General features: G+C 60.5%; 20 protein-coding genes. 7 read left to right on the plus strand and 13 right to left on the minus strand.

Features of this window, described 5'->3' with window-relative positions:
* Positions 1-151: 151 nt before the first annotated feature.
* The 3 genes from PYR65_RS23760 to PYR65_RS23770 all read right to left on the minus strand — a co-directional run bounded on the left by PYR65_RS23760 (position 152) and on the right by PYR65_RS23770 (position 4,529).
* Positions 152-1,498, minus strand: a complete 1,347-nt coding sequence (locus tag PYR65_RS23760) for an SLC13 family permease (protein WP_276121219.1) — start codon at positions 1,496-1,498, stop codon at positions 152-154.
* Positions 1,499-1,593: 95 nt separating this feature from the next.
* Complete coding sequence (locus tag PYR65_RS23765) at positions 1,594-3,108, minus strand: malonate--CoA ligase (RefSeq protein WP_276121220.1); 1,515 nt, start codon at positions 3,106-3,108, stop codon at positions 1,594-1,596.
* Positions 3,105-4,529 carry a malonyl-CoA decarboxylase gene (locus PYR65_RS23770; RefSeq protein ID WP_276121222.1) on the minus strand — a complete coding sequence of 475 codons (1,425 nt, stop codon included), beginning with the start codon at positions 4,527-4,529 and terminating at the stop codon, positions 3,105-3,107. The genes PYR65_RS23765 and PYR65_RS23770 overlap by 4 nt, the downstream gene beginning before the upstream one ends.
* 147 nt (positions 4,530-4,676) lie before the next feature.
* Here PYR65_RS23770 and PYR65_RS23775 point away from each other — a divergent pair, with 147 nt between their 5' ends.
* The 3 genes from PYR65_RS23775 (at position 4,677) to PYR65_RS23785 (ending at position 7,415) form a co-directional block, all read left to right on the plus strand.
* The gene (locus PYR65_RS23775; RefSeq protein WP_276121223.1) at positions 4,677-5,327 is read left to right on the plus strand and encodes a GntR family transcriptional regulator; all 651 of its coding nucleotides are present in this window, start codon (positions 4,677-4,679) and stop codon (positions 5,325-5,327) included.
* Between the two features lie 159 nt (positions 5,328-5,486).
* On the plus strand, positions 5,487-6,656 hold the full coding sequence (locus tag PYR65_RS23780; RefSeq protein ID WP_276121224.1) for an ATP-grasp domain-containing protein: 1,170 nt from the start codon (positions 5,487-5,489) through the stop codon (positions 6,654-6,656).
* Positions 6,657-6,659: 3 nt separating this feature from the next.
* A complete protein-coding gene (locus PYR65_RS23785; protein WP_276121226.1) occupies positions 6,660-7,415 on the plus strand; it encodes an esterase family protein in 756 nt (251 codons plus the stop codon).
* 82 nt (positions 7,416-7,497) lie between these two features.
* On the opposite strand, the gene PYR65_RS23790 is transcribed toward PYR65_RS23785, so the two are convergent.
* Together PYR65_RS23790 and PYR65_RS23795 are read right to left on the minus strand one after the other, a co-directional pair.
* Positions 7,498-8,874, minus strand: a complete 1,377-nt coding sequence (locus PYR65_RS23790; RefSeq protein ID WP_276121228.1) for an FAD/NAD(P)-binding protein — start codon at positions 8,872-8,874, stop codon at positions 7,498-7,500.
* A gap of 31 nt (positions 8,875-8,905) precedes the next feature.
* On the minus strand, positions 8,906-9,073 hold the full coding sequence (locus PYR65_RS23795; RefSeq protein WP_276121229.1) for a hypothetical protein: 168 nt from the start codon (positions 9,071-9,073) through the stop codon (positions 8,906-8,908).
* Positions 9,074-9,325: 252 nt separating this feature from the next.
* On the opposite strand from PYR65_RS23795, the gene PYR65_RS23800 reads away from it, so the two are divergent.
* Both PYR65_RS23800 and PYR65_RS23805 read left to right on the plus strand, forming a co-directional pair.
* Positions 9,326-9,808 (plus strand): DMT family transporter, encoded by a 483-nt coding sequence (locus PYR65_RS23800; protein ID WP_276121230.1) that lies wholly within the window; start codon positions 9,326-9,328, stop codon positions 9,806-9,808.
* Positions 9,805-10,233 carry a DMT family transporter gene (locus PYR65_RS23805; protein WP_276121231.1) on the plus strand — a complete coding sequence of 143 codons (429 nt, stop codon included), beginning with the start codon at positions 9,805-9,807 and terminating at the stop codon, positions 10,231-10,233. The genes PYR65_RS23800 and PYR65_RS23805 overlap by 4 nt, the downstream gene beginning before the upstream one ends.
* Before the next feature lie 39 nt (positions 10,234-10,272).
* On the opposite strand, the gene PYR65_RS23810 is transcribed toward PYR65_RS23805, so the two are convergent.
* Entirely contained in the window at positions 10,273-11,310 is a 1,038-nt protein-coding gene (locus tag PYR65_RS23810; RefSeq protein WP_276121233.1) for an isopenicillin N synthase family dioxygenase, read from the minus strand.
* Between the two features lie 442 nt (positions 11,311-11,752).
* On the opposite strand from PYR65_RS23810, the gene PYR65_RS23815 reads away from it, so the two are divergent.
* Positions 11,753-13,105 carry an LLM class flavin-dependent oxidoreductase gene (locus PYR65_RS23815; protein WP_276121234.1) on the plus strand — a complete coding sequence of 451 codons (1,353 nt, stop codon included), beginning with the start codon at positions 11,753-11,755 and terminating at the stop codon, positions 13,103-13,105.
* 60 nt (positions 13,106-13,165) lie between these two features.
* Positions 13,166-14,014, plus strand: coding sequence for a serine O-acetyltransferase (cysE, locus tag PYR65_RS23820; protein WP_060637305.1), 849 nt, complete (start codon positions 13,166-13,168; stop codon positions 14,012-14,014).
* Between the two features lie 41 nt (positions 14,015-14,055).
* Here cysE and PYR65_RS23825 read toward each other — a convergent pair whose 3' ends face one another.
* From PYR65_RS23825 to PYR65_RS23855, 7 genes are all read right to left on the minus strand, one after another.
* Positions 14,056-15,414, minus strand: coding sequence for an FAD/NAD(P)-binding protein (locus PYR65_RS23825; protein WP_276121235.1), 1,359 nt, complete (start codon positions 15,412-15,414; stop codon positions 14,056-14,058).
* 146 nt (positions 15,415-15,560) lie between these two features.
* Positions 15,561-16,469: a squalene cyclase gene (locus PYR65_RS23830; RefSeq protein WP_407951355.1), complete on the minus strand. Its 909-nt coding sequence runs from the start codon at positions 16,467-16,469 to the stop codon at positions 15,561-15,563.
* 174 nt (positions 16,470-16,643) lie between these two features.
* On the minus strand, positions 16,644-17,732 hold the full coding sequence (locus PYR65_RS23835) for an ABC transporter ATP-binding protein (RefSeq protein WP_060637308.1): 1,089 nt from the start codon (positions 17,730-17,732) through the stop codon (positions 16,644-16,646).
* Positions 17,729-18,529 (minus strand): ABC transporter permease, encoded by an 801-nt coding sequence (locus tag PYR65_RS23840; protein WP_276121237.1) that lies wholly within the window; start codon positions 18,527-18,529, stop codon positions 17,729-17,731. Before PYR65_RS23840 ends, PYR65_RS23835 begins: the two co-directional genes overlap by 4 nt.
* Before the next feature lies 1 nt (position 18,530).
* Positions 18,531-19,343 (minus strand): ABC transporter permease, encoded by an 813-nt coding sequence (locus tag PYR65_RS23845; protein WP_276121802.1) that lies wholly within the window; start codon positions 19,341-19,343, stop codon positions 18,531-18,533.
* Positions 19,344-19,471: 128 nt separating this feature from the next.
* Complete coding sequence (locus tag PYR65_RS23850) at positions 19,472-20,482, minus strand: ABC transporter substrate-binding protein (RefSeq protein ID WP_276121238.1); 1,011 nt, start codon at positions 20,480-20,482, stop codon at positions 19,472-19,474.
* Between the two features lie 133 nt (positions 20,483-20,615).
* Positions 20,616-20,945, minus strand: a complete 330-nt coding sequence (locus PYR65_RS23855; protein WP_276121804.1) for an NIPSNAP family protein — start codon at positions 20,943-20,945, stop codon at positions 20,616-20,618.

A 20,945-nucleotide genomic window follows, 5' to 3' on the forward strand; every position in this document is an offset into this window, starting at 1 on the left:
CGATTTGTCATATTATTAGCAAGCTGGCAAGTGAATACGCAGTGAGACCGAATTCGAGAGGAGCACCATACCCGTTGGATCGATTGACTTGGACCGATCGCAAGCGTGCCGAAGATCGATCGGCACGCTGTAAATTGGTTGTTTTCTCCGCTCAGATGATACCCGGCACCACGAAGACCAGCCAGGCTACGATCGGTCCGATGATGGCGATCAGGGCGCTATAAATCAGCAACTGCCGCAACACTTGCTCGCGCCGGTCATCCGGCGCATTGGCAACGACAAGGGCGCCATTGGTGGAGAAGGGGCTGGTATCGACGATCGTCGTCGAGATGGCGATTGCAGCCACCACGCCGATGGCGCTGACCTGTCCCTGCAGCAGGAAGGGTACGGCAAGCGGAATAATGGCACCCAGCAGCGCTGTCGAGGATGCAAAGGCGGAGACGATCGCACCGGTGAAGCAAAGAAGAAGCGCTACGAGAAGCGGCATGCCCAGGCTGGAAATGGCGTTCGCCACATAGTCGACAGTGCCCGCTTTCTCCATGACGCCGACATAGGTGATGATACCGGCGATCAGCAACACGGTGGACCAGCTGACCTTGTCGATCGCGGCCTTCTGCGTCGATGGTGACAGCAATGCGAGCACCACAGCCACGGTCATGGCGACGAGACCGACATTGAACTTGAACACCAGGGCGCCGATGCCGAGCGCCGTCAGGCCGATCAGGGTGACGATCCGCTCGTTGTTCAGACGCAATGTCGAAGCGGTATCGGCAGCCGTGCCATAAGCATGCTCCCTGATCGGCTTTGCCGGCGTGCCGCCATGGCCTCTGATCGTCTCCGACACGCCCTTCGGATGCAAGTCTGGCAGCGGGCCAGCGGCTGCGGCACCCTGCTTCATCACCTTCGCGCCGCCGAACACGAAAAAGACCAGCACGGCAATCGCCAGATTGAAGAAGAAGCTGGAGAGGAAGAGCGAGGTCGGCGCGAAGGGCAGCCCTGCCTTTTCCACGATCTGGTTGGTGATCCCGCCATAGACGCTGATCGGCGAAAAGCCGCCCGCCTGCGCGCCATGGATTACCATCAGACCCATCATGACGGGGTGAATGCGGTACTGCACGGCAAAGCTCAATGCGACGGGCGCAAGGATGGCGACCGCCGCCGGCCCAAGCGCACCGAAACCGGTAATGATGGCGGCGACGAGAAACATCACCCAGGGTATCAAGCCGATGCGTCCGCGCACCATCCGGACGGCGCATTCGACGAGCCAGTCGATCGTGCCGTTGATCTGCGCGATGGCAAAAAGATAGGTGACGGCAACAAGCGTCAGGAACAGATCGCTTGGAAAGCCCACGAAAATATCGCTGGTTTTCATCCCTATGATCAGGGAGCCGAGCACGAAGGCGCCGGCAAATGCCAAGGCCCCCATATTGATCGGCTGGATCGTTGCGACGACGAACATCGCAACGAGCAGCCCTATGGACAGAAGTTCAATACTCATGATTCCCCTCCCTCCGGCGCCTCCAGCGCCGTAGTTGTTGCAGTCAAGATAATGGGCGGATAGCGCGCACCCTCCTCCCAGAAGGTGCGGTGGTCTTACGTTCGTCTGTAAAGATCGGCGTATTGCTGCCGCAGGATGTTCTTTTGCACCTTGCCCATCGTGTTGCGCGGCAGGTCCTCGGCAAAGATGATGCATTTGGGTTGTTTGTAGCGGGCGAGACGATCCTGAAGTGCGCCAACAATGGCCTTTTCATCGACATCAGCGCCCGGCTTGCGCACGACGACGGCGGTCACGCCTTCGCCGAAATCAGGGTGCGGAACACCAATCACCGCACTCTCGAACACACCCTCGATCAGATCGATCTCGCCTTCGACTTCCTTCGGATAGATGTTGTAACCACCGGAGATCACCAGGTCTTTTCCGCGGCCGACAATGTGCACGTAACCGTCGCCGTCGATCTTGCCGAGATCGCCGCTGATGAAAAACCCGTCGGCGGTGAATTCGGCTGCGGTCTTTTCCGGCATGCGCCAATAGCCCTTGAAGACGTTCGGCCCCTTGATCTCGATCATCCCGGTTTCGTCCGGACCGAGTTGATCGCCGGTCGCAGGATCGGTCACGCGCACCGTCACGCCCGGCAGCGGAAAACCCACCGTTCCGGCGACCCGTTTGCCGTCATAGGGGTTCGAGGTGTTCATGTTGGTTTCGGTCATGCCGTAGCGCTCAAGGATTGCGTGACCGGTGCGCGCCTCAAATCCGGCATGGGTTTCGGCAAGCAGCGGAGCCGAGCCCGAAATGAACAGGCGGATATTGGAGACAGCGTCGCGATCGAGACGCGCGCTTTGCAAGAGGCGAACGTAAAATGTGGGAACACCCATCAGCATCGTTGCCTGCGGCATCAATGAGATCACCTCGTCGGCGTCGAATTTCGACAGGAGGAACATCGAGGCGCCGGCAAGCAATGTGACATTGGTGGCAACGAAGAGGCCATGCGTGTGGAAAATCGGCAAGGCATGGATCAGCCGGTCGGCAGCGGTGACGCGCCAGTAGTCGCGTAGGGTCATGGCGTTTGAAAGCAGATTTCCATGCGTGAGCATCGCTCCCTTGGAGCGTCCGGTGGTGCCCGATGTATAGAGGATGGCAGCCAGATCATCGGCGGAGCGCGAGGCATCGACGAAGTCTGCCGGTTCATCGCGGGCCAGATCCAGCAGCGAACCGCTGCCATCGGCGTCAAGCGTTTCGACAATGGCGCCGTGCGGCCTGGCGATGGTCTCGATGCCCGCCCTGGCGGATGATGCAACGACCACCAGACGCGGCTCGGCATCGCCGATAAAGTAGTCGAGTTCTGCCAGCGTATAGGCGGTATTGAGCGGCAGGTAGACCGCGCCGCTTCGAAGACAGGCGAGATAGAGGATCAATGCCTCGGCACTTTTTTCCACCTGCACCGCAACCCGGTCGCCGGGACGGATGCCGAGCGTGTCCATGGCACTGGCCATGCGGCCGGACAGAGCAAGCGCCTCATCATAGGTCCATACGCGCGCGCCACCGGTCAGGATGAACGGCGCATCTGCGGGCGCGGCGGCCCTGATGGCGTCGAATAGATAGTTGCTCACTTTCGCCCTCCTCCAAGCGTCGAATTCATGATCTGCGCGAACGGACCCGTGCCTTGCTGGCCATGACCGCTGCGGCGGCTTTCATCGTTCTGATTGAGACTGGCTTTGACAGCCGCCGAGGCGATCACTTCGCCGCGCTGCGCCATCGCCTCGTGATTGGCAACGATGTCGTCGAGCTTGTAGAGATAGTTGACCATCAATCCGTGCGCCTGCTGCATCGCCTTGGCCGAACGGTCGCCCAGAAAATTCAATCTTTCCAGCCGCGCGCCATTGCCGAGATGGAAGCGGGCGACCGGATCGATCGGGCGGCCCTCCGGTGTCCGCTCGGTCAGGAAATAGCGTGCCGCAAGAGGCAAAAGCACGCGCTCCACGTCCGCGACCGTACCCGCATCGTCGGCCCAATTGGGGTCGTCGAGCAGGGCAAGTGTTTCAATGGCCGTGTCCGTCATAAGCCCGTCGGAGGCAGACATGCGCGCTTTGGCAAGCCAGCGGGCAAAGCCTGGAACGGGCGACAGCGTGACGAAATTCTTCAGTCCGGGCAGATCCTTGCGAAGATCGTCCACGACCTGCTTGATCAGGAAATTGCCGAACGAAATGCCCCGCAACCCGTCCTGACAATTGGAGATCGAATAAAAGACGGCGGTGGTCGCCTCATCGGGATTGATCTGCTCCCTGCCCTCGTCAAGCACATCGGCGATGGCGCTGGGTACCGACCGCGTCAATGCCACTTCGACAAAGACAAGCGGCTCGTCGGCAAGGCGCGGATGGAAAAACGCAAAACACCGCCGGTCGGCCGGCGCCAGGCGGCGGCGAAGCTCGTCCCAGCCGGCGATCTCGTGCACGGCTTCATATTTGATGATCTTTTCCAGAATATAGGCCGGTGTCGACCAGTCGATGGGGCGCAACGTCAGGAAGCCGCGATTGAACCAGGAGCCGAACAGATGCGTGAAATCGGCGTCGAGCGCATGATATCCCTCCGACCGGTCGCTGGACGCAAGCAGATGCTGACGCATCTGGACCAGCTTGGCGGTGCCGTTCGGCGCGTGGTTCAGCCGGCGCAGCAACTCCTGGCGCCGCGGCTCGGCTGCCTGATGGAGAGCGATAACGGCAGCGGAGCGTTTGTCGCTGCGATAATGTTCAATCGCCTGATCGAGCCTTTCTGTATCCGGACCGAATTTCTCATGAAGCATATTCAGGAAGTCCTGCGCGCCATCACCCTTGAGCGCATCCCAGCGATCGAATATTTCCGCCGCAAGCGCCATGCCCGAGGCTTCGCCGCGGCTCGACAGGAGCATTTCGCAGAGCGTCTGGAGGTCCGCCTCCGTGGCGATCTGCTGGGTGCGGGAGCCGGAAAACAGAAGTTGGCGGCCACGATCCGTGATGCTCTGCAGCATGTCGGTAAAGAATGACGTCTCGGACATACCATTTCCTCCCTTCCGCCCGGTGTGGGCGGTCGCGCCACTTTCCATCGCGGGCCTTCACCGATAGTATTAAGAATGTCACGCTTCGTACACGAGGTCAACTATCGTGTATACAAGATTTAAATTTGTGTATGTGGAAAGCAAAAAATGTCGGAAAATGCCGGCCGATGGCTGCGGGACGAGATTGAAAATTCCATTCTTTCCAACGAGTTCCTGCCGGGGGAAAGGCTCGACGAAACGGTGCTGGCCACCCGTTTCGGTGTTTCGCGCACCCCGGTGCGCGAAGCCCTGATGCAGCTCGACGCTATCGGCCTCATCGAAATCCGGCCACGCCGGGGCGCCGTCGTCATCGATCCGGGGCCGCACCGCGTCTATGAGATGTTCGAGGTCATGGCCGAGTTGGAGGGCCTTGCCGGTTCGCTTGCCGCACGGCGGCTGGACGAGGGATCGCGTGCAGCGATCACGGCCACCCATGGCCGCTGCGAACAATCGGCGGGCGCCGGGGACAGCGATGCCTATTATTACGACAATGAGGAATTCCATAAGGCGATCTACGCCGCAAGCCGAAGCGACTTCCTTCAGGAGCAATGCGCCCAACTGCACCGCCGCCTGCGCCCCTACCGCCGCCTGCAACTGCGCGTCCGCAACCGCCTCTCGACATCCTTCCTGGAACATTGCGCCATCGTCGAAGCGATCTTTGCCGGAGACGGAGACGAGGCCCGCCGTCTCCTGCGCGGACATGTCGGCATCCAGGGCGAACGGTTCAGCGATCTCGTCGCAAACATGGCTGCGCGCTGAAACGGCCGCTCTGCCCGGCGTAACGGCTGTTTGTTTCTGCAAAAGGCTGCGGTTTTAGAAGGCGGTACACGTCTGGGCCGGTATTGCGAAAAAGGTGCGCTGGACTTTCGCTAGGCGTGACGCATGATGCGTCCAGTCTATATAGTGAAGGTGGAACCCTTGAATTTCATTTTCTTTTCGCCGCATTTTCCCGCCTATGGCCAAGAGTTTTGCCACCATCTGAACCGGAACGGCGTGCGCGTCCTTGGGATTGGCGATGCTCCCTTTGATGAGCTATCGGGCAAGCTCCAAGCGTCTCTGACCGAATATTATCGCATTGCCGACATGGAGAATGACGACGAGGTCATTCGGGCTGTCGGCTATTTCATTCACCGCTACGGCAAGATCGACCGTTTCGAATCCCTCAATGAGCACTGGCTGGAGCTTGAGGCCCGCATCCGGACGGATTTCAATATCTATGGCACCAAGCTGGATTTCATCGACAATCTGAAGCAGAAATCGAAGATGAAGGATTACTTCGTCCGCAGCGGCGTCAGCACCGTTGCCCACCTGAAAAGTTCCGACAAGACCAGCGCGCTTCAATTTATCGACCAGGTGGGATTCCCCATCGTGGTCAAGCCGGATCTCGGCTCCGGCGCCAGCATGACCTACAAGATCTCGACACCGCGCGAATTCGACAGTTTCTTCAGCAACAAACCGGCCGATATCCCGTTCATCCTGGAAGAATATATCGACGGCATCATCCTGACCTATGATGGGCTGATTGATCGTTACGGCCATGTGGTCTTTGCCACCAGCCACCGTTTCGAGCAAAGCATCATGGAGGTCGTGAATACCGATTCCCATCTCTACTATTTCTGTCTGCCAGCGATTGATCCGGAGATCGAGGAGGCCGGGCGCAATATTCTCAAGGCAATGGATATCCGCGAGCGCTTCTTCCACATCGAATTGTTTCAACGCCGCCGGGATAACAAGATCATCGCGCTCGAGGTCAATATGCGCCCGCCCGGCGCCTGGATGACCGATGCGATCAATTACACGCATGACATGGATATCTATGAGGAATGGGCGAACATGGTCGCCCATCATCGCACCGGCGGGCCGTTTCCGGGCAAATATTTCACCGGTTATGCCAGCCGCAAACACCGTCTCGACTACCGGTACAGCCATCAGGACATTGTCGGGACATGGCATGCCGACCTCGTCAAATACCAGGAGGTGGAAACCGTATTCCGGCGTGCTATGGGTGACTTCGCCTATCAGTTCCGCGCCGGTAGCCTCGATCGGGTACGCGAAATCGTGGCCTTCATTCACGAATTGAGAGTCTGATACATGCACGTTTCCTATCACGCCTGGGAGAGCCGGCACCTTGGCCGCGCCATGGAATACAAGGTCTATGGCGATCGTGGCCGACCCGTCGTGGTTTTCCCGACATCGAACGGCCGGTTTTACCAGTACGAAGATTCGGGCATGATCGAGGAACTGCAGGGCTTCATCGAAAGCGGACAGGTGCAGATCTTCACCGTTGACGGGATCGACTGGGAGACATTCTTCAGCAAGGACGGTGATTTCAACCACCGCATTTCACGCCACGAGGCCTATTTCCGCTATATAAGCGAGGAGTTCCTGCCGGAGGTTTTCCGGGCAAACCGCGCGGCAAATGTGGGAACGGAAATCCGCCCGCTGTTGACGGGATGTTCAATGGGCGCGTTTCACGCCGCCAATTTCCTGTTCCGCTTTCCCTGGATGGGCGACGGCCTGATCGCGCTCAGTGGCGTCTATTCGACCAGGCACTTCTTCGGCCCCGCGCTTGACGGCGCCATCTACTTCAACTCACCGATCGATTATCTCCCTGGCATCGAGGATGAACACCTGCTGCGCGACATCCGCCGGCTGCGCCTGATCATCTGCTGCGGGCAAGGGGCCTGGGAAGACGAAATGCTGGAGGAAACCCGGGCGCTGGAAGGCGTGCTCCGCCACAAATCCATCCCCGCCCTCATCGATTATTGGGGCGGTGATGTCAGCCATGACTGGCCCTGGTGGCGCAAGCAAATGTCCTATTTCCTCGGCAAATGGCTGGCCGCCTGACGGTTCATTCGCAAGACACGTGGTACCTAAGCTCTAGCTCCGTTTACGGCCCGCCATCCACATGCATTCCGGCCATCCCGGATTAGCCAACACGCTCGATATCGGCCGCTGCACCCACATCATGCAGCCATTGGCGCGCCGCAACGGTGGCGGCATAGGCCTGCAGCACGATCTCGGGCACCTGGTCTATATCGGGAAGACTGCCGAGCCCGAGCGGCCCCATCACGAACAGCCCCTCAAACGTCTCCGGCGCTGTGACAGCCCGGCCGCACCGATCGACGAGAATGCCGAGTTCCAGTTCATCGCGTTTTGCAAGACCCGCAGAAATCACCGACCGGAACAGCGGCGCGTCGATATCGATCGGCCGGATGCGGCAATCGACCGTCCGGTCTGCCGCAAGCACCTGCAGCCCCGCGGATGTCGAGAGCAATATTCCATTGGTGGCGATCCGCTCGACCTTGCCCTTCGTCATCGTGATGGCGCCGCTGGCGATGGCCTGATGCAGGCGCTGGTAATGCGCCGGTGGCAGGCGGTTGCGATGGCTGTCATAGATCGGCTTCACATGGCGCTTGAACCGGCGGCGCTCCTCGGCGGTCAGCCCCTTCCAAAGCTCGCCCGCGCGCAGGCGAAACCCGTTCATGATGCCCTGCCAGCCGGAGCCTTCCAGATCGGCCGTGTTTGCCGCCTCGCGCAAGGAGCGGAATGCGCCGCGCAGCGTGCTGGGCAATGGCTGGTTGGATGTCACAGGGCCGACGGCGGCGTTGGTGTGCGATTGCGGCAGGAAACCCGAAGCGGAGATCAAGGTGATATGCGATGCGGCGCTTGAGGCCAGCAGTTTTAGCGCCCGATCGACCGCATAGACACCGCCGCCGATGACGATCACGTTTTGTGGCTGCCCGACGGCCGGTGCCTCCTCGGCGCTTTCACTGACGCCATAACCGCTGGCTAAAAATACCGCATCGAAATGCGTTTGCTGCCCCTCGTCGGAAACGACCAGAAGCCCGCCATGCGAGGCGCGGTGCACGGCACTGACCGCCTCCGGCTGGATACGGACGACGACATCGGTGCGGTCCCGAAGCGCTTCGGAAAATCGCTGATAGACATAGGCGCTGAACGTCTCGCCCGACACGAAGGAATGATCGACGCCCTCGCGGCTCGCCTCCTGCCGCCATTCTTCATCCGCTTCAAGCCAATGCCTGAAATCCATGCGGATGGTGGGATCGACCGAAAGATCACGGACGCGGCTGTTGAGCACCGTCTTGGCCGAACGGCTGACGCCCTCCCCGCCGTTGATCCTGGGATTGGGATCAAACATCACCAGATGAAACGGCCGGTCAAAGCCCTTGAGCAACGCAATGGCGTTCATGATGCCGGTAAATCCACGGCCAATGATGGCGATACGGGCAAGAGAGCCGGTAGCATTCGAAGACTTGGGGAACGGTGCAGTCTGCAATGTCATGGGTCGCTTCCTTCCTGCATGTCATCTGGCCTTATCCAGCCACTGAGCGCCCGCCCGCCACCATCGGATCGGCGACCGCATCATACTCTACAAAAAGAATAGAAAATAGATTCCCGAATGCAAGCGCTTGTTTGCCGGATGCCCATAATTCATCAACTGCCCATATTTTACCCCCTAAAATGCGGTAGCGGAATTTCATGTAGACCACGCCGGCTTCGTGTATCGGATCCAGGTCATCGACCTATTTTGCGTCGCCATCCTTCTCTGCGCTATCGTTCTCGACCGCGTCGTGCAGGGACGGCGGGCCGATGGCGAGCGTTGAGCCGGCCATCCATTACACAGGATCTGTGGTTTACGGACTTTCCCCGCAGGTCTGCATCGATCTGCGGCTTGAAGCCTGCCTGAAAAGATCGCAGTACAGAGAGATATCGGACCAGAACCCGGGAAGCCTATGAGTACCCAAGAGACGCGGCCTGTTCAGGCCAATCCGCTGATCTTTGCGATTGCGCTGGGGACCGGTGGCCTTTTGAGCCTGATGGTGCATTTGAACGGCGAGCTTGCCCGCGCCGGAACGCCGCTTTTTGCCTCCTGGGCCGCGCATGGGACCGGAACCGTTGCGGCGCTTGTTCTTCTTGCCCTGTTTTACCGGTTTGCAGGCAAAACCGGGAGGAAGGCTCCGGCGCCCTTCTGGGCTTATCTGGGCGGCATATCGGGAGCTGCGACGGTTATTCTGTCCTCGTTTGCCGTCAACTCCCCGGTCGGTCTTCCCGGCACCATGGCGCTCGGGCTTGCCGGACAGCTGGCCTTCAGCGCCTCTGCGGATAAATGGGGGTTGTTCGGCTTGCAAAAACGCAGCCTGACCGCGCGGGATTTCGTGGCGCTCGCGCTTGTGCTCACGGGCAGCACCCTCATCATTCTTTCGGGTTCACAATGACGATATTCGTGCTTTCCGCCTGTCTGGCCGGAATTCTGGTGTCCCTCAGCCGTCAGCTCAACGGCCGCTTGAGCTTTGCAACATCGCCGCTGATTGCGTCCTTCTGGAACCACTTGGTCGGCTTCGGGCTGCTGACGGCCGTCGGGCTTGCCATCGGCGGGCTTATCCCCGCCGGTGCATTGGACGCCCCCTGGTACGCTTATCTTGGCGGCCCGGTGGGCGTTGTCTTCGTTGCCGCCGGCAGCTGGGTGATCACCCGGATTGGCGCCATGAACACCGCGCTCATGATCATCGGCGGGCAGATGACCGGCAGCGTGGCGATCAATCTGCTGAAATCGGCGGAATCGACGTTCTGGATGGCAAGCCTCGGCGTCGTGCTGATCATCGCTGGCATGATCATCTCGCAACGCCGGGCCACGGACTGACGAGCGGCAACGCGTCCTCAGTCCACTGCATCGAACTGTCTAGCCTTCGCGCTGCTCCGGCGGCAGCAGATCCGTATGATGGGCGCGGGCAACGTCGGGATGGGAGCGCAGACGGCTTTTCAGGTGGTTTTGACCGACTTCGCGGAAGATCGGGTTGAGGGGATCGACGGTGATGCCACGCTCCGATCCACGCAGGTCTTCCGGCAAATCAATGACCGGGATGGTGGCATCGTAACGGGCGCCGAGGAAGAAGGCGACCGAGAAACGCTCGGTACCGGCCGGAGGGGCAACCACATCATGGACGTCGGCCCGCACGAACCCGTTTGTGGCCAGCTCAAGCAGCTCGCCGGTATTGATGATGAACGTGCCGGGGACAGGCGGCGCCTCGATCCATACGCCATCCTCGGTTCGAACCCGTAGCCCTGGCGTTACATCCTGCAGCAGGACCGTGACGAAGCCGCCATCCTTGTGCGCGCCAACCCCCTGATCGGTCTCCGCCACGTCGCGGCCGGGATAGCGGATGATTTTCAAAAGCTGCGATGGCTGCGGCTCGTAGATCGGCGCGAAGACATCCGCCGGTTGGCCAAGTGCGATCGCGATGGCCTTTAGAACGTCGATGCCGATGCGCGTGACCTCCGCCTGATAGGCAAGCAGCAACGGCTTTAATTCGGGAAGGGCCGTGGGCCACTGGTTCGGGCCGAAAAGGCGATGCCAGGCCGGTGTTTCCGGGCCGATGACCACGGCCTTGCCCTCGGTATTGACGTCGAGCTGCTCGCGCCAGTCCTGTTCTCCACGGGTCCGCTCAAGCCCTGCCCGGTTGTAACCGCGAAAATGCGGCGACTTCACCATTTCGATCTCGATCTTCTGCTCTAGCGGAAGCGCAAAGAAGCGCTTTGCCACCACGACGACATCGGCGATCAGCTTGGGATCGACCCCATGCCCCGTGAGATAAAAGAAACCATGGTCATGCAATGTCTGGCGCAGATCGCCGGTGAAGGCATCCCGCTCGGATTGCGAGCCGTGAAAACGGGAAAAATCGAGAGTGGGAAGGCGGGCCGGGTGCGCGGATAAGGACATCTCTCAGTCTCATCAGTTCGAGGAACGGATTTGAATGTCTATGATTTTTATAGAATATTCAATACCGCCCGATGGCGCGATCAAAACCTTCTTTTTTAAATCGGATTGCAGGCGATTGTGACGTACACGATTCCGCACTTTGCGTCTCTCACCCTTCCACACGGGTATAATTGTTTCCCGAATGCGGCATCTATGAAACGAAATTACTCTACAAAGTTTGTGGACACCATCAAACTGGCGGCACGCAATCGATACTTGGACGGATCAAAGATGTGAAGGCAGCCACCCCCGCCGCGCTTGTATTGCCCCTGTCCCGGCGACGCGAACGGTCTGTGTTCCCAAGCTCACCGCTGGATCGCCAGCAGGGCCGGAACTCCCATGAAAGCTTCGCCTCCTCAGCCTTGTGCTCCAAGCACAGACTTTCATTCGAAAGATAAGGTCCATGCCAACCCGCCAGCTTCATCTCGGTGCTTTCATGCGGCCGGTCAGTCTTCATACAGCGGCCTGGCGCTATCACGGCGCCTATCCGGACGCAAACTTCAATTTCCGACATCTGAAGACCTTTGCCGAAACGCTTGAACGGGCCAAGTTCGACGCCTTTTTCATGGCCGATCACCTGGCCGTGCTCAATATGCCGATCGAGGCGCTGCGGCGCAGCCATACGGTCACGTCTTTCGAGCCCTTCACCCTGTTATCGGCCTTGGCGACCGCAACCAGCCGCATCGGGCTCGTGGCGACGGCCTCCACGACATTCGACGAGCCCTATCATATCGCGCGCCGCTTTGCTTCGCTCGACCATATCAGCGAGGGCCGTGCCGGCTGGAACATCGTCACGACGTCAAACCCGGATGCCGCCTTGAATTTCGGGCTGGAAGACCATGTCGATCATGCGGAACGCTACCGCCGCGCCCGCGAATTCTACGATGTCGTCACCGGCCTGTGGGACAGTTTTGCCGATGACGCCTTCATCCGCGATGCGGCTTCCGGTCTTTATTTCGACCCCGCAAAACTGCATGTCCTCGATCACAAGGGCGATTATCTGTCAGTGCGGGGTCCGCTCAACATCGCGCGGCCGCCGCAGGGGTGGCCCGTCATCGTCCAGGCCGGAGCATCCGAGCCGGGGCGCCAGCTGGCGGCCGAGACGGCGGAGGTGATCTTCGGCTCATCTCCGGATCTCGAATCCGGCAAGAGTTTCTATGCCGATGTCAAAAGCCGCATGGAAAAGATCGGGCGCAACCGCGATCATCTGAAAGTGCTGCCGGGCGCCTTCGTTGTCGTCGGCGATAGCGTTGACGAGGCCAAGGCGAAACGCGCCCATCTCGACAGTCTGGTCTATTACGAGAGCGCCATCGCTTCGCTGTCCATAGCGCTCGGGCACGATGCGTCCGGGTTCGATCCCGACGCCCCTTTGCCGCGCGATATTCCCGATACCAATGCCAGTAAGACCGGACGCGCGCAGGTTTTGCGGCTGGCGGAGCAGGAAGGCCTGACGGTGCGGCAACTCGCGCAGCGCTACGGCGGCTATTCGGGCCTGTCCTTCGTCGGCACGCCCGCCACGATCGCTGACGAAATGGAGACCTGGCTTTTTGAATATGGTTCTGATGGCTTCAACATCGCGTTCCCGTTCCTTCCACAGGGACTGACCGACGTCGCCGAAAAGCTGGTGCCGGAACTGCAGCGGCGTGGCCTGTTCAGACGCGACTATGAGGGCACGACGTTGCGCGACCATCTCGGACTGCCCCGGCCGGCAAACCGTTTTTTCGATGAGAGCAGTGCCGCGCAGCGCAGGACTTAAGTTTCCGCCAACCAACCGATCGGATAGGCGCACGCGCCCTCAGGGAAGGACCTTTTACAGATGGCCAAGCAGCCAACCAATCTGACGGTGCTGAAAACCGATACTGCGCCCTGGCCGGCCGTCCACCGGTTGTGGGAGGCCCTCTGCGAGGAAGCAACGGCGGCGGCAAAGAAGGATCCGGCGCTGGTGCGGCCGATGAACTCCGCCATTCTTTATCATTCGAGCTTTGCCTATGCATTGGCCCACCGCCTGGCGCTCAAGCTTGCCAATCACGATCTCGACCAGGAAGAGCTGCTGGCGTTGATCAATCAGTCCTTCCTGTCCGATCCGGAGCTTTTGAACGCGGCTGCGGCTGATCTTGAGGCCGTGAAGGATCGCGATCCCAGCAATACCGAGATCCTGACGCCGTTTCTCTATTTCAAGGGATTTCTGGCTTTGCAGGCGCATCGCGTCGCCCACGGGCTTTGGCTGGGAGACCGGCCGCATCTCGCCCGCCATATGCAAAGCCGCATCTCGGAAGTTTTTGGCATCGATATTCATCCCGCCGCCAGGATGGGCAAGGGCATCATGCTCGACCACGGGAACGGACTGGTGATTGGTGAAACGGCGGTGGTCGAAGACGATGTTTCCATCCTCCAGAACGTGACGCTGGGCGGAACCGGCAAGGAAACCGGAGACCGCCACCCGAAGATCCGGCGCGGCGCGCTGATCGGGGCCGGGGCGAATATCCTTGGCAATATCGAGATCGGCATCGGCGCCAAGGTCGGGGCCGGCAGCGTCGTCGTCTCCCCGGTCCTGCCCTATACGTCCGTCGTCGGCGTACCCGCCCGCCCGATCGGGCATCGTCACTCGGTACTCCCCGGTGTTACAATGGATCAGGCCCTGCCGGAACCGGAATATATCATCTGAGCGGACGAACGCCGCGAAATGCGGACACGGCTTAAGGGTAATCAGCCCTTTAGATGCGCCGAGATCAATGACGCCACGTCGCGTGCCTGCACACGGATATCGGGGACCGCCGTGATCTCCCAGAACCGTCCGGCCGTCAGCGCTCCCACCGCATAAAGCCCAACCTGTACATTGCCGTTGCAATCGACGACCTGTGATTTTCCGTCAACGTTGATACCCAGTCCCAATTCGTCTGCGGCGATGAGACCGTCCCTGCGCATCTGCCGAAGCAGTGGCGAATGGGCGATCCCTGCCCGTTCCATGCCGGTGCAGTTGACCACCCAATCGGCCTCAATCCGATTTATTCCTTTTCCATCGCGCGGCTGAAAGGAGAGATGCAGACGGTTTTCAGTCTCCGTGACAGTCTGCAAATAGCCTTTGTGGACGGTCACGGTGCCATCACCAATGAGTGTACCAAGCTGGCTGGCGACATCCGGCGCCAGGCGATGGCGATGGATGTTCCACCAGGCAAGAGCGTGGCGCAGAAAGCGGCTTCGCTGCGCCTTCGACAGGTCCTGCCAGAGGCCCTGCGTCATCGGGCGCAATCCATCCATGACGCCACGCCATGGCGCGCCGACACTCACCTGTTTGCGCAGCGAGCGCAGAAGAATGCTGATATCGCGCGCGGCAGGAAGCTCAGGCGCAACCGGCGAAACCTTCTCTGTCGCATGGGCATGCGAAACACGCCCGCGGCGCGATAGAACATGGATCGGGCCGCGATGCCCGTGCGCCCGAAGTGCCAGCACCTGATCGACCATGGTGAGGCCCGACCCTAAAATGCACACCGTCTGGGAGGGCTCAACATGCGACAGCCAGCCGAGCCGCCAGGGATTGGCAACGATACGCTCCCGCATCGACCCTTTCACGCCGGACAGATCGGCCGGCACATTGGCATTGCCAACGCCAAGGCACAGCACGACGTTGCTGGCCTGAAGGATCGACCCATTGTCCAGCTGGAAGACAACGCTGCCCGGACTGCACTGGTCGCAGGCCGTGGCCTTAGCCTTGATGAAATGCAAAGCCGGCCGGTTGTCGCGATTGCGCAGAAGCGATGCGAGCCGGTCGCGGAGATAGCGGCCGAAATCATCGCGGGATGCAAAGCCGTCCTGCGGCACGCCGCGCTTCTGGTCGCGCAGCCAGTCGACGAAATTATCGGGCTCATCGGCGAATATGCTCATGCGGCCGGCCGGAACATTGAGACGATGGACGTGGAGTTCAGTCCGGTAGGCCGTGCCCCGTCCAAATCCCGGATCATCGCCAACGACAGCGATCGATGCCGAAGGCGGCAGGAGCCGCAAAAGATTGGCGGTTTCGGCAATCGCCGAAAACCCGGACCCAACGACTGCGACGTCATAAACCATATCATGTCCTCGCCTGCCCGCCGCAGGAGTTTTGCTCCAACGCGGCAGTCTCTGCAACCGTAGCATATAGTGGGCGGTGGCGGATTCGTGAGGGTATTTATTGGGAAACTCGCGCAATTTTCAACGCTGCGCGGTGCACAGGCGGGCTATGGGCGAGCCTTGTCCCACCAATCCAGCACGCGAAGCGCCTGCAGGGTAATCCAGCGCGACGGCTGGCCATCGCCGTCACCGATCTCGAACCAGATCCGTCCGCGCGGGGACCAATCCTGCACCCAGCGGCCGTCGGGCAATTGCCGGCTGCGCACATAGCCGATGGCTTCGGCAAGACGTGGGTCCGGGCTTGTCCCGTCAAACGCCGAGGCATTCCGGAAATAATCGAGCGCACGCAGGACGTCGTAGCGCCAGCGGTTGGGATAGGACAGCTTCAGAAACGCCTCGTCCGCCACCTCCCCCGTGCTCAGGCGGCGAAACAGATTGCGGCGCAGCAGATAATCCTCGCCGCTGCGGCGTGCGTCCTGTGTTTGCGGGGTTGCGCCACCATGCCGCTCATATTCCAAAAGTCCTTCGAGAACATTGATCGTCGTATGGAAGGAGGAAACCTCGGACCCATTGGCCCGCTCGCAGTTCCAGCCGCCGTCTTCCTGACGTTCGCCAAGGAGCCGCTCGACGATGGGGGATACATCGACCCCGAAGTAGGCACCATCGGCGACCGTGCGGCCATTGATGCATTCTTCGACCTCGCCGTCCCAGTAGCGTTGGCCGGCATGATCCCAGCGCGAATTGTCCCCGATCAGCCGGACGGTTCGCCGGGCGCAGGCGCATTCCGGGGGAAGGCCGAACTGGCGCAATTGGGCAAGCGTCCAGCAGGTGGATGTCCAGGCCTGCCCCTCCTCGCGCCACTTCTGCTCGGTAAAATCCGCAGGCACGAATGCGCCGCCTGCCCATTGCCCGTCCTCATCCTGGACGGAAAACAGCTTTGCGCCCCACCCTTCAGCCTCTATCTTCGCCCGTTCCTTTTGCCACTCGGCGTCAGGAGCGTTTAAAAGATCCCGCATTACCTGCCAGCGGATGGCGGGGTCGGAATCCAGCAGCCATTCGGTCACGCCGTTGCGCACGTCAGCCTCCAGCAAACCTTGGTCAGTTCACCGCATAAAATAGTCAATTACGTGGGTCTGTGAAGCTTCAACTGCATCTGCCCGCCTCGGCAAGGCCCTTTTCCGCGCCGGGGATTACGCCGCAACGAAAACATGCGCGCTGGCGGGATCGAAGCCAAGCGTGACCGCATCGCCGCGGCTGATGCGGGAAGCGGCCTCGTGGCCGAACGGCAGGCGCACAGAGAGCGCTTCGCCGGTCTCTGCAGCAGCGGCTATATGGATGTTGCTGCCAAGGAAGGTGATATCGGTGACGGTGGCGGCGAGATTGGCGCCGCCTAGACCACCTTGTCCGCGCGTCAGGGAAAGGCGTTCCGGCCGCAGCATCAGCGCCGCAGCTCCCCCAGCCTTGCCCGGCCCATGCATCGGCACGCCTTGGATGGCGCTGGAGCCGATGGCAATATCGGCGCGCCCACCCGCTGCCTCAAGAATCCGGCATTTGACGAAATCGCTGTCGCCGACAAATTCGGCAACGAAACGTGTGGCCGGATTTGCATAGAGTTCCGGCCCCGTTCCGATCTGATCGATGACGCCCTTGGAGAAAACCGCGATCCGGTCGGACAGCCTGAGCGCCTCCTCCTGGTCGTGCGTGACATAAAGGATGGTGACCTCGGTTTCCTGGTGGATGCGGCGGATCTCGTGCTGGATCTCCTCGCGCAGCTTCTTGTCCAGCGCCGACAAAGGCTCGTCCATCAAAAGCACCGGCGGATCGTAGGCCAGCGCCCTGGCAAGCGCCACGCGTTGCTGCTGACCACCCGACATTTGTGCGGGCTTGCGATCCTCGAACCCTTCCAGCCGCACGAGCTTCAGCATTCTTGCGACCTTCGCATCGATTTCCGCCTTGCCAAGCCGGCGGACCTTCAGCGGAAACGCGATATTTTCACCGACCGACAGATGCGGAAACAGCGTGTAGCGCTGGAAGACCATGCCGATATTGCGCTTGTGCGAGGGGGTCGAGATCAGGCTTTGGCCGTCGAGCAGGATATCCCCGGCCGTCGGGTTTTCGAAGCCTGCAAGAATGTAAAGCGTCGTGCTCTTGCCGGACCCGGACGGTCCAAGGAACGTCATGAACTCGCCGCGCTCGACGGTCAGATTGACCTCCTGAACGGCGGTGACGATGCCATAGTCCTTTCGCAAGGCCTGGATCTGCAGGAAGGGTTGGCTCATGATTTCAGTCCTTTGCGCAGCAATGCAACCAGCAGCATCAGGGCGATGGTGACGACGATGAGAAGGGTGGAGGCAGCGGCGATAACAGGTGTCAGGTCCTGGCGCAGCGTCGCCCAGATCTTGACCGGCAGCGTCTGCAGCGTCGGGCTGGCCATGAAAATGGCAAGGACAACCTCGTCCCAGGACGTCAGGAACGAAAAGACCGCCGCCGAAAAAAGCCCGTGGCTGATCGACGGCAAGGTGACGCGGATCTTGGCTTCGAGCGGCGAGGCGCCACACAGCACCGCCGCATCCTCGATCGATTTGTCAAACCCTTCCAGCGCATTGGTGATCGACAGGATCGAGAATGGCAGCGCCACGACCAGATGGGCGACGACGAAGCCGGTCACCGTGCCGTTCAGCCCGACGCGCAGGAAGAAGGCGTAGAGCGCCACGGCCAGCACCACCACCGGCAGGATCATCGGCGTCAAAAACAGTGCGCGCAGTCCCTCTTTGCCAATGAAGCGGCCGCGCACCAGCCCGAAGGAGGCGACAAGGCCGATCAGGACCGACAGTACGGTGACGATAACCGCGATGTAAAAGCTGGTGCCGGCAGCCTCCAGCCAGCGTGGATCGGCAAAGAACATCGCATACCATTTCAGCGTCCAGCCCGGCGGCGGGAAGATCAGCCATTGCGACGAGCCGAACGACAGGGCCGCGATGAAGAAGATCGGCAGGATGAGAAAGGCTGACGTCAGCGCCGTGATGCCGAGAAGCACCCATTTCCAGCCGCCAAGACGATCGAAATTCAACAGCATCTCAGCGTCCCTCCATCCGGGCCGTGCCGAACAGCCGGAGCTGCACGGCATAGAGCGTCAGCGTGACGACCAGGAGAACCAGCGCCGCCGCGCCGCCCATGCCCCAGTTTACCAGCGACTGCACGAACTGCGCGATCAACTCGGCGAGCATCATGTTGGCCGTGCCGCCCAGCAGCGACGGCGTGACGAAATAGCCGAGCGACATCACGAACACCATCAAGGCGCCCGACACCATGCCGGGCGTGGCAAGCGGAATGAGAACGCGGGTCAGGGCCTGCCAGCGCGTCGCGCCGCATAGGGCTGCGGCCTGGAGGATAGCGGGGTCGATCTTACGGATGACGCCGTAGAGCGGCAGGATGATGAAGGGCAGCATGATATAGGTCATGCCGATCGTCACGCCGGTCAGGTTGTTGACCAGCGGCAAAGGTTCGCTGATCAATCCCATTCCCATCAGGGTCTTGTTGATCACGCCGGTGCGCTGCAACAGCACCATCCACGCATAGGTCCGCGTCAACAGATTGGTCCACATCGACAGAAGCAGGATCGCAAAGACGATCGACGACAGGCGCGACGGCATGATGGCCAGCGCCCAGGCGACGGGAAAACCGATCGCCAGCGTCACCGCCGTGACCAGCGCCGACACGACGAACGTGTTGAGGAAGATCTTCAGATAGGTCGTGGAACCGAGCAGAGCCGCGTAGTTGCCAAGCCCCGGCTCCGGTTCCAGCACGCTGCGCAGCAACAGCGACAGCACCGGTAGAATGAAAAAGACTACCAGCAACAACAGCGCCGGCAGGGTCAGGGCAAAGTTCATAGGCCGCAGACCCCGTGGCTTTGCCGCCAATGGTGGATTGTCTTGCGCAGTCAGCAAGGCCATGCCGAAAACCCTTCCGCCGTTCCGTTGAGACATGCGGGCACGGCGATGCCGTACCCGCGACGATGTTATTTTGCCTGCCAGGCGTACCAGCGCTCGCCGATCGCATCGCGATTTTCGGCCCAGTAGTTCATGTCGGCATTGACCTGTCCTGCCGTCTGCTGGTCGGGCAGGGTCTTGGCGACTTCCGGATCCATCAGCTTGGGCGAATCCAGATTGACGGGCGCGTAACCGGTGCCTTTTGCCATGTCAGCCTGTGCTTGCGCAGAGGTCGCGAGCGCGATGAATTTCATCGCCGCATCCTTGTTCTTGGCGCCTTTGGGAACCACGAGGGCGTCGGCCGCCGTGATGTTCTGGTCCCAGGACGTTTCAACGGTCACACCGGTCGCAGCCAGCGCCGTCAGACGGCCGTTCCAGAACGAGCCGAAAGGTGCCTCGGCAGATGCGAGAAGCTGTTGCGACTGCGCGCCACCCGTCCACCAGATGATATCGGCCTTGATCGTGTCGAGCTTCTTGAAGGCGCGGTCGAGGTCGAGCGGATAGAGCTTATCCGGTGCCACGCCATCGGCCAGAAGGGCTGCCTCGACGACACCCGGTGCCGACCATTTGTAGAAGGCGCGCTTACCGGGGAATTTCGCGGTGTCGAACACATCGGCCCAGCTTTTCGGGCAAGCCGAGACAGCGTCCTTGTTGCAGCCGATCACGAAGGAATAATAGAAGCTGCCGACCGAGTAATCGGTAACGAAGCGCGGATCGAGCTTGCTTTTATCGATGACGGAAAAATCGAGCTTTTCCAACAGCCCGGCCTTGCCGGCCTGTACGGCATAGTCACCTTCGACATCGACGACGTCCCAGGTCACGCCGGCCGCCTCGACCATGGCTTTGATCTTGCCGTAATCGGTGGGGCCGTCCTGCAGGACGGTGACGCCGGATGTTTCCGTGAACTTGTCGGCCCAGGCGGCCTTCTGCACGTCCTGCGTGGTGCCGCCCCAGCTGGTGAAGACCATATCTTCGGCCCGCACCTGCGTGGAAAGGCTCAGTGTTGCAGCGATCGCCGCGATGGTCAGTCTGTTTTTCATGTTCCCTTGCTCCGTTTGTTTGGACTGTTTTTCTTGGCTTCTGGACAGCCGGCACCTGCCCGTCCGGGGTTCTCCTGGAAGGTGGCAAATCCCGAAATTCGTGTAGATCGAGCCCGTGGCTCTCCGCCGGAGGTCAGACCGGCCGTGTTCCTCCCACCGGTGAAAAGGCTGCAGGTTTCAAAATCTTGTTTTCAGCGACTTCGATCAGGTCACGGATTTTCGGCAAGAATGCCTGCCAGGCCGGATCCGCCATCAGCGAAGTGCGTCGGGTTTCCCGGTCATCCAGGCTGGAGAAACCCCAGATGTGGACGATCTCGTTGATGACGCCGATTTCCGAGAAGAAATAGCCGACGAGGTCGCCCAGGTGCCGCTTCTGGATGGCGATACCCTCGTCCTCCACCACCTTGAGATAGTCGGGGATGGCTCCATTCTTCAACCGGTAGGTTCGCATCTCATAGACCAT

The organism is Pararhizobium qamdonense (genome assembly GCF_029277445.1).
GTDB classification, from domain to species: Bacteria; Pseudomonadota; Alphaproteobacteria; order Rhizobiales; family Rhizobiaceae; genus Pararhizobium; species Pararhizobium qamdonense.

Coding starts and splice junctions, on each gene's coding strand:
- PYR65_RS23760 (WP_276121219.1), bottom strand. CDS start 1,498: ATGAGTATTGAACTTCTGTCCATAGGGCTGCTCGTTGCGATGTTCGTC.
- PYR65_RS23770 (WP_276121222.1), bottom strand. CDS start 4,529: ATGTCCGAGACGTCATTCTTTACCGACATGCTGCAGAGCATCACGGAT.
- PYR65_RS23775 (WP_276121223.1), top strand. CDS start 4,677: ATGTCGGAAAATGCCGGCCGATGGCTGCGGGACGAGATTGAAAATTCC.
- PYR65_RS23785 (WP_276121226.1), top strand. CDS start 6,660: ATGCACGTTTCCTATCACGCCTGGGAGAGCCGGCACCTTGGCCGCGCC.
- PYR65_RS23790 (WP_276121228.1), bottom strand. CDS start 8,874: ATGACATTGCAGACTGCACCGTTCCCCAAGTCTTCGAATGCTACCGGC.
- PYR65_RS23795 (WP_276121229.1), bottom strand. CDS start 9,073: ATGAAATTCCGCTACCGCATTTTAGGGGGTAAAATATGGGCAGTTGAT.
- PYR65_RS23800 (WP_276121230.1), top strand. CDS start 9,326: ATGAGTACCCAAGAGACGCGGCCTGTTCAGGCCAATCCGCTGATCTTT.
- PYR65_RS23805 (WP_276121231.1), top strand. CDS start 9,805: ATGACGATATTCGTGCTTTCCGCCTGTCTGGCCGGAATTCTGGTGTCC.
- PYR65_RS23810 (WP_276121233.1), bottom strand. CDS start 11,310: ATGTCCTTATCCGCGCACCCGGCCCGCCTTCCCACTCTCGATTTTTCC.
- PYR65_RS23815 (WP_276121234.1), top strand. CDS start 11,753: ATGCCAACCCGCCAGCTTCATCTCGGTGCTTTCATGCGGCCGGTCAGT.
- cysE (WP_060637305.1), top strand. CDS start 13,166: ATGGCCAAGCAGCCAACCAATCTGACGGTGCTGAAAACCGATACTGCG.
- PYR65_RS23825 (WP_276121235.1), bottom strand. CDS start 15,414: ATGGTTTATGACGTCGCAGTCGTTGGGTCCGGGTTTTCGGCGATTGCC.
- PYR65_RS23830 (WP_407951355.1), bottom strand. CDS start 16,469: ATGCGGGATCTTTTAAACGCTCCTGACGCCGAGTGGCAAAAGGAACGG.
- PYR65_RS23835 (WP_060637308.1), bottom strand. CDS start 17,732: ATGAGCCAACCCTTCCTGCAGATCCAGGCCTTGCGAAAGGACTATGGC.
- PYR65_RS23840 (WP_276121237.1), bottom strand. CDS start 18,529: ATGCTGTTGAATTTCGATCGTCTTGGCGGCTGGAAATGGGTGCTTCTC.
- PYR65_RS23845 (WP_276121802.1), bottom strand. CDS start 19,343: ATGAACTTTGCCCTGACCCTGCCGGCGCTGTTGTTGCTGGTAGTCTTT.
- PYR65_RS23850 (WP_276121238.1), bottom strand. CDS start 20,482: ATGAAAAACAGACTGACCATCGCGGCGATCGCTGCAACACTGAGCCTT.
- PYR65_RS23855 (WP_276121804.1), bottom strand. CDS start 20,945: ATGGTCTATGAGATGCGAACCTACCGGTTGAAGAATGGAGCCATCCCC.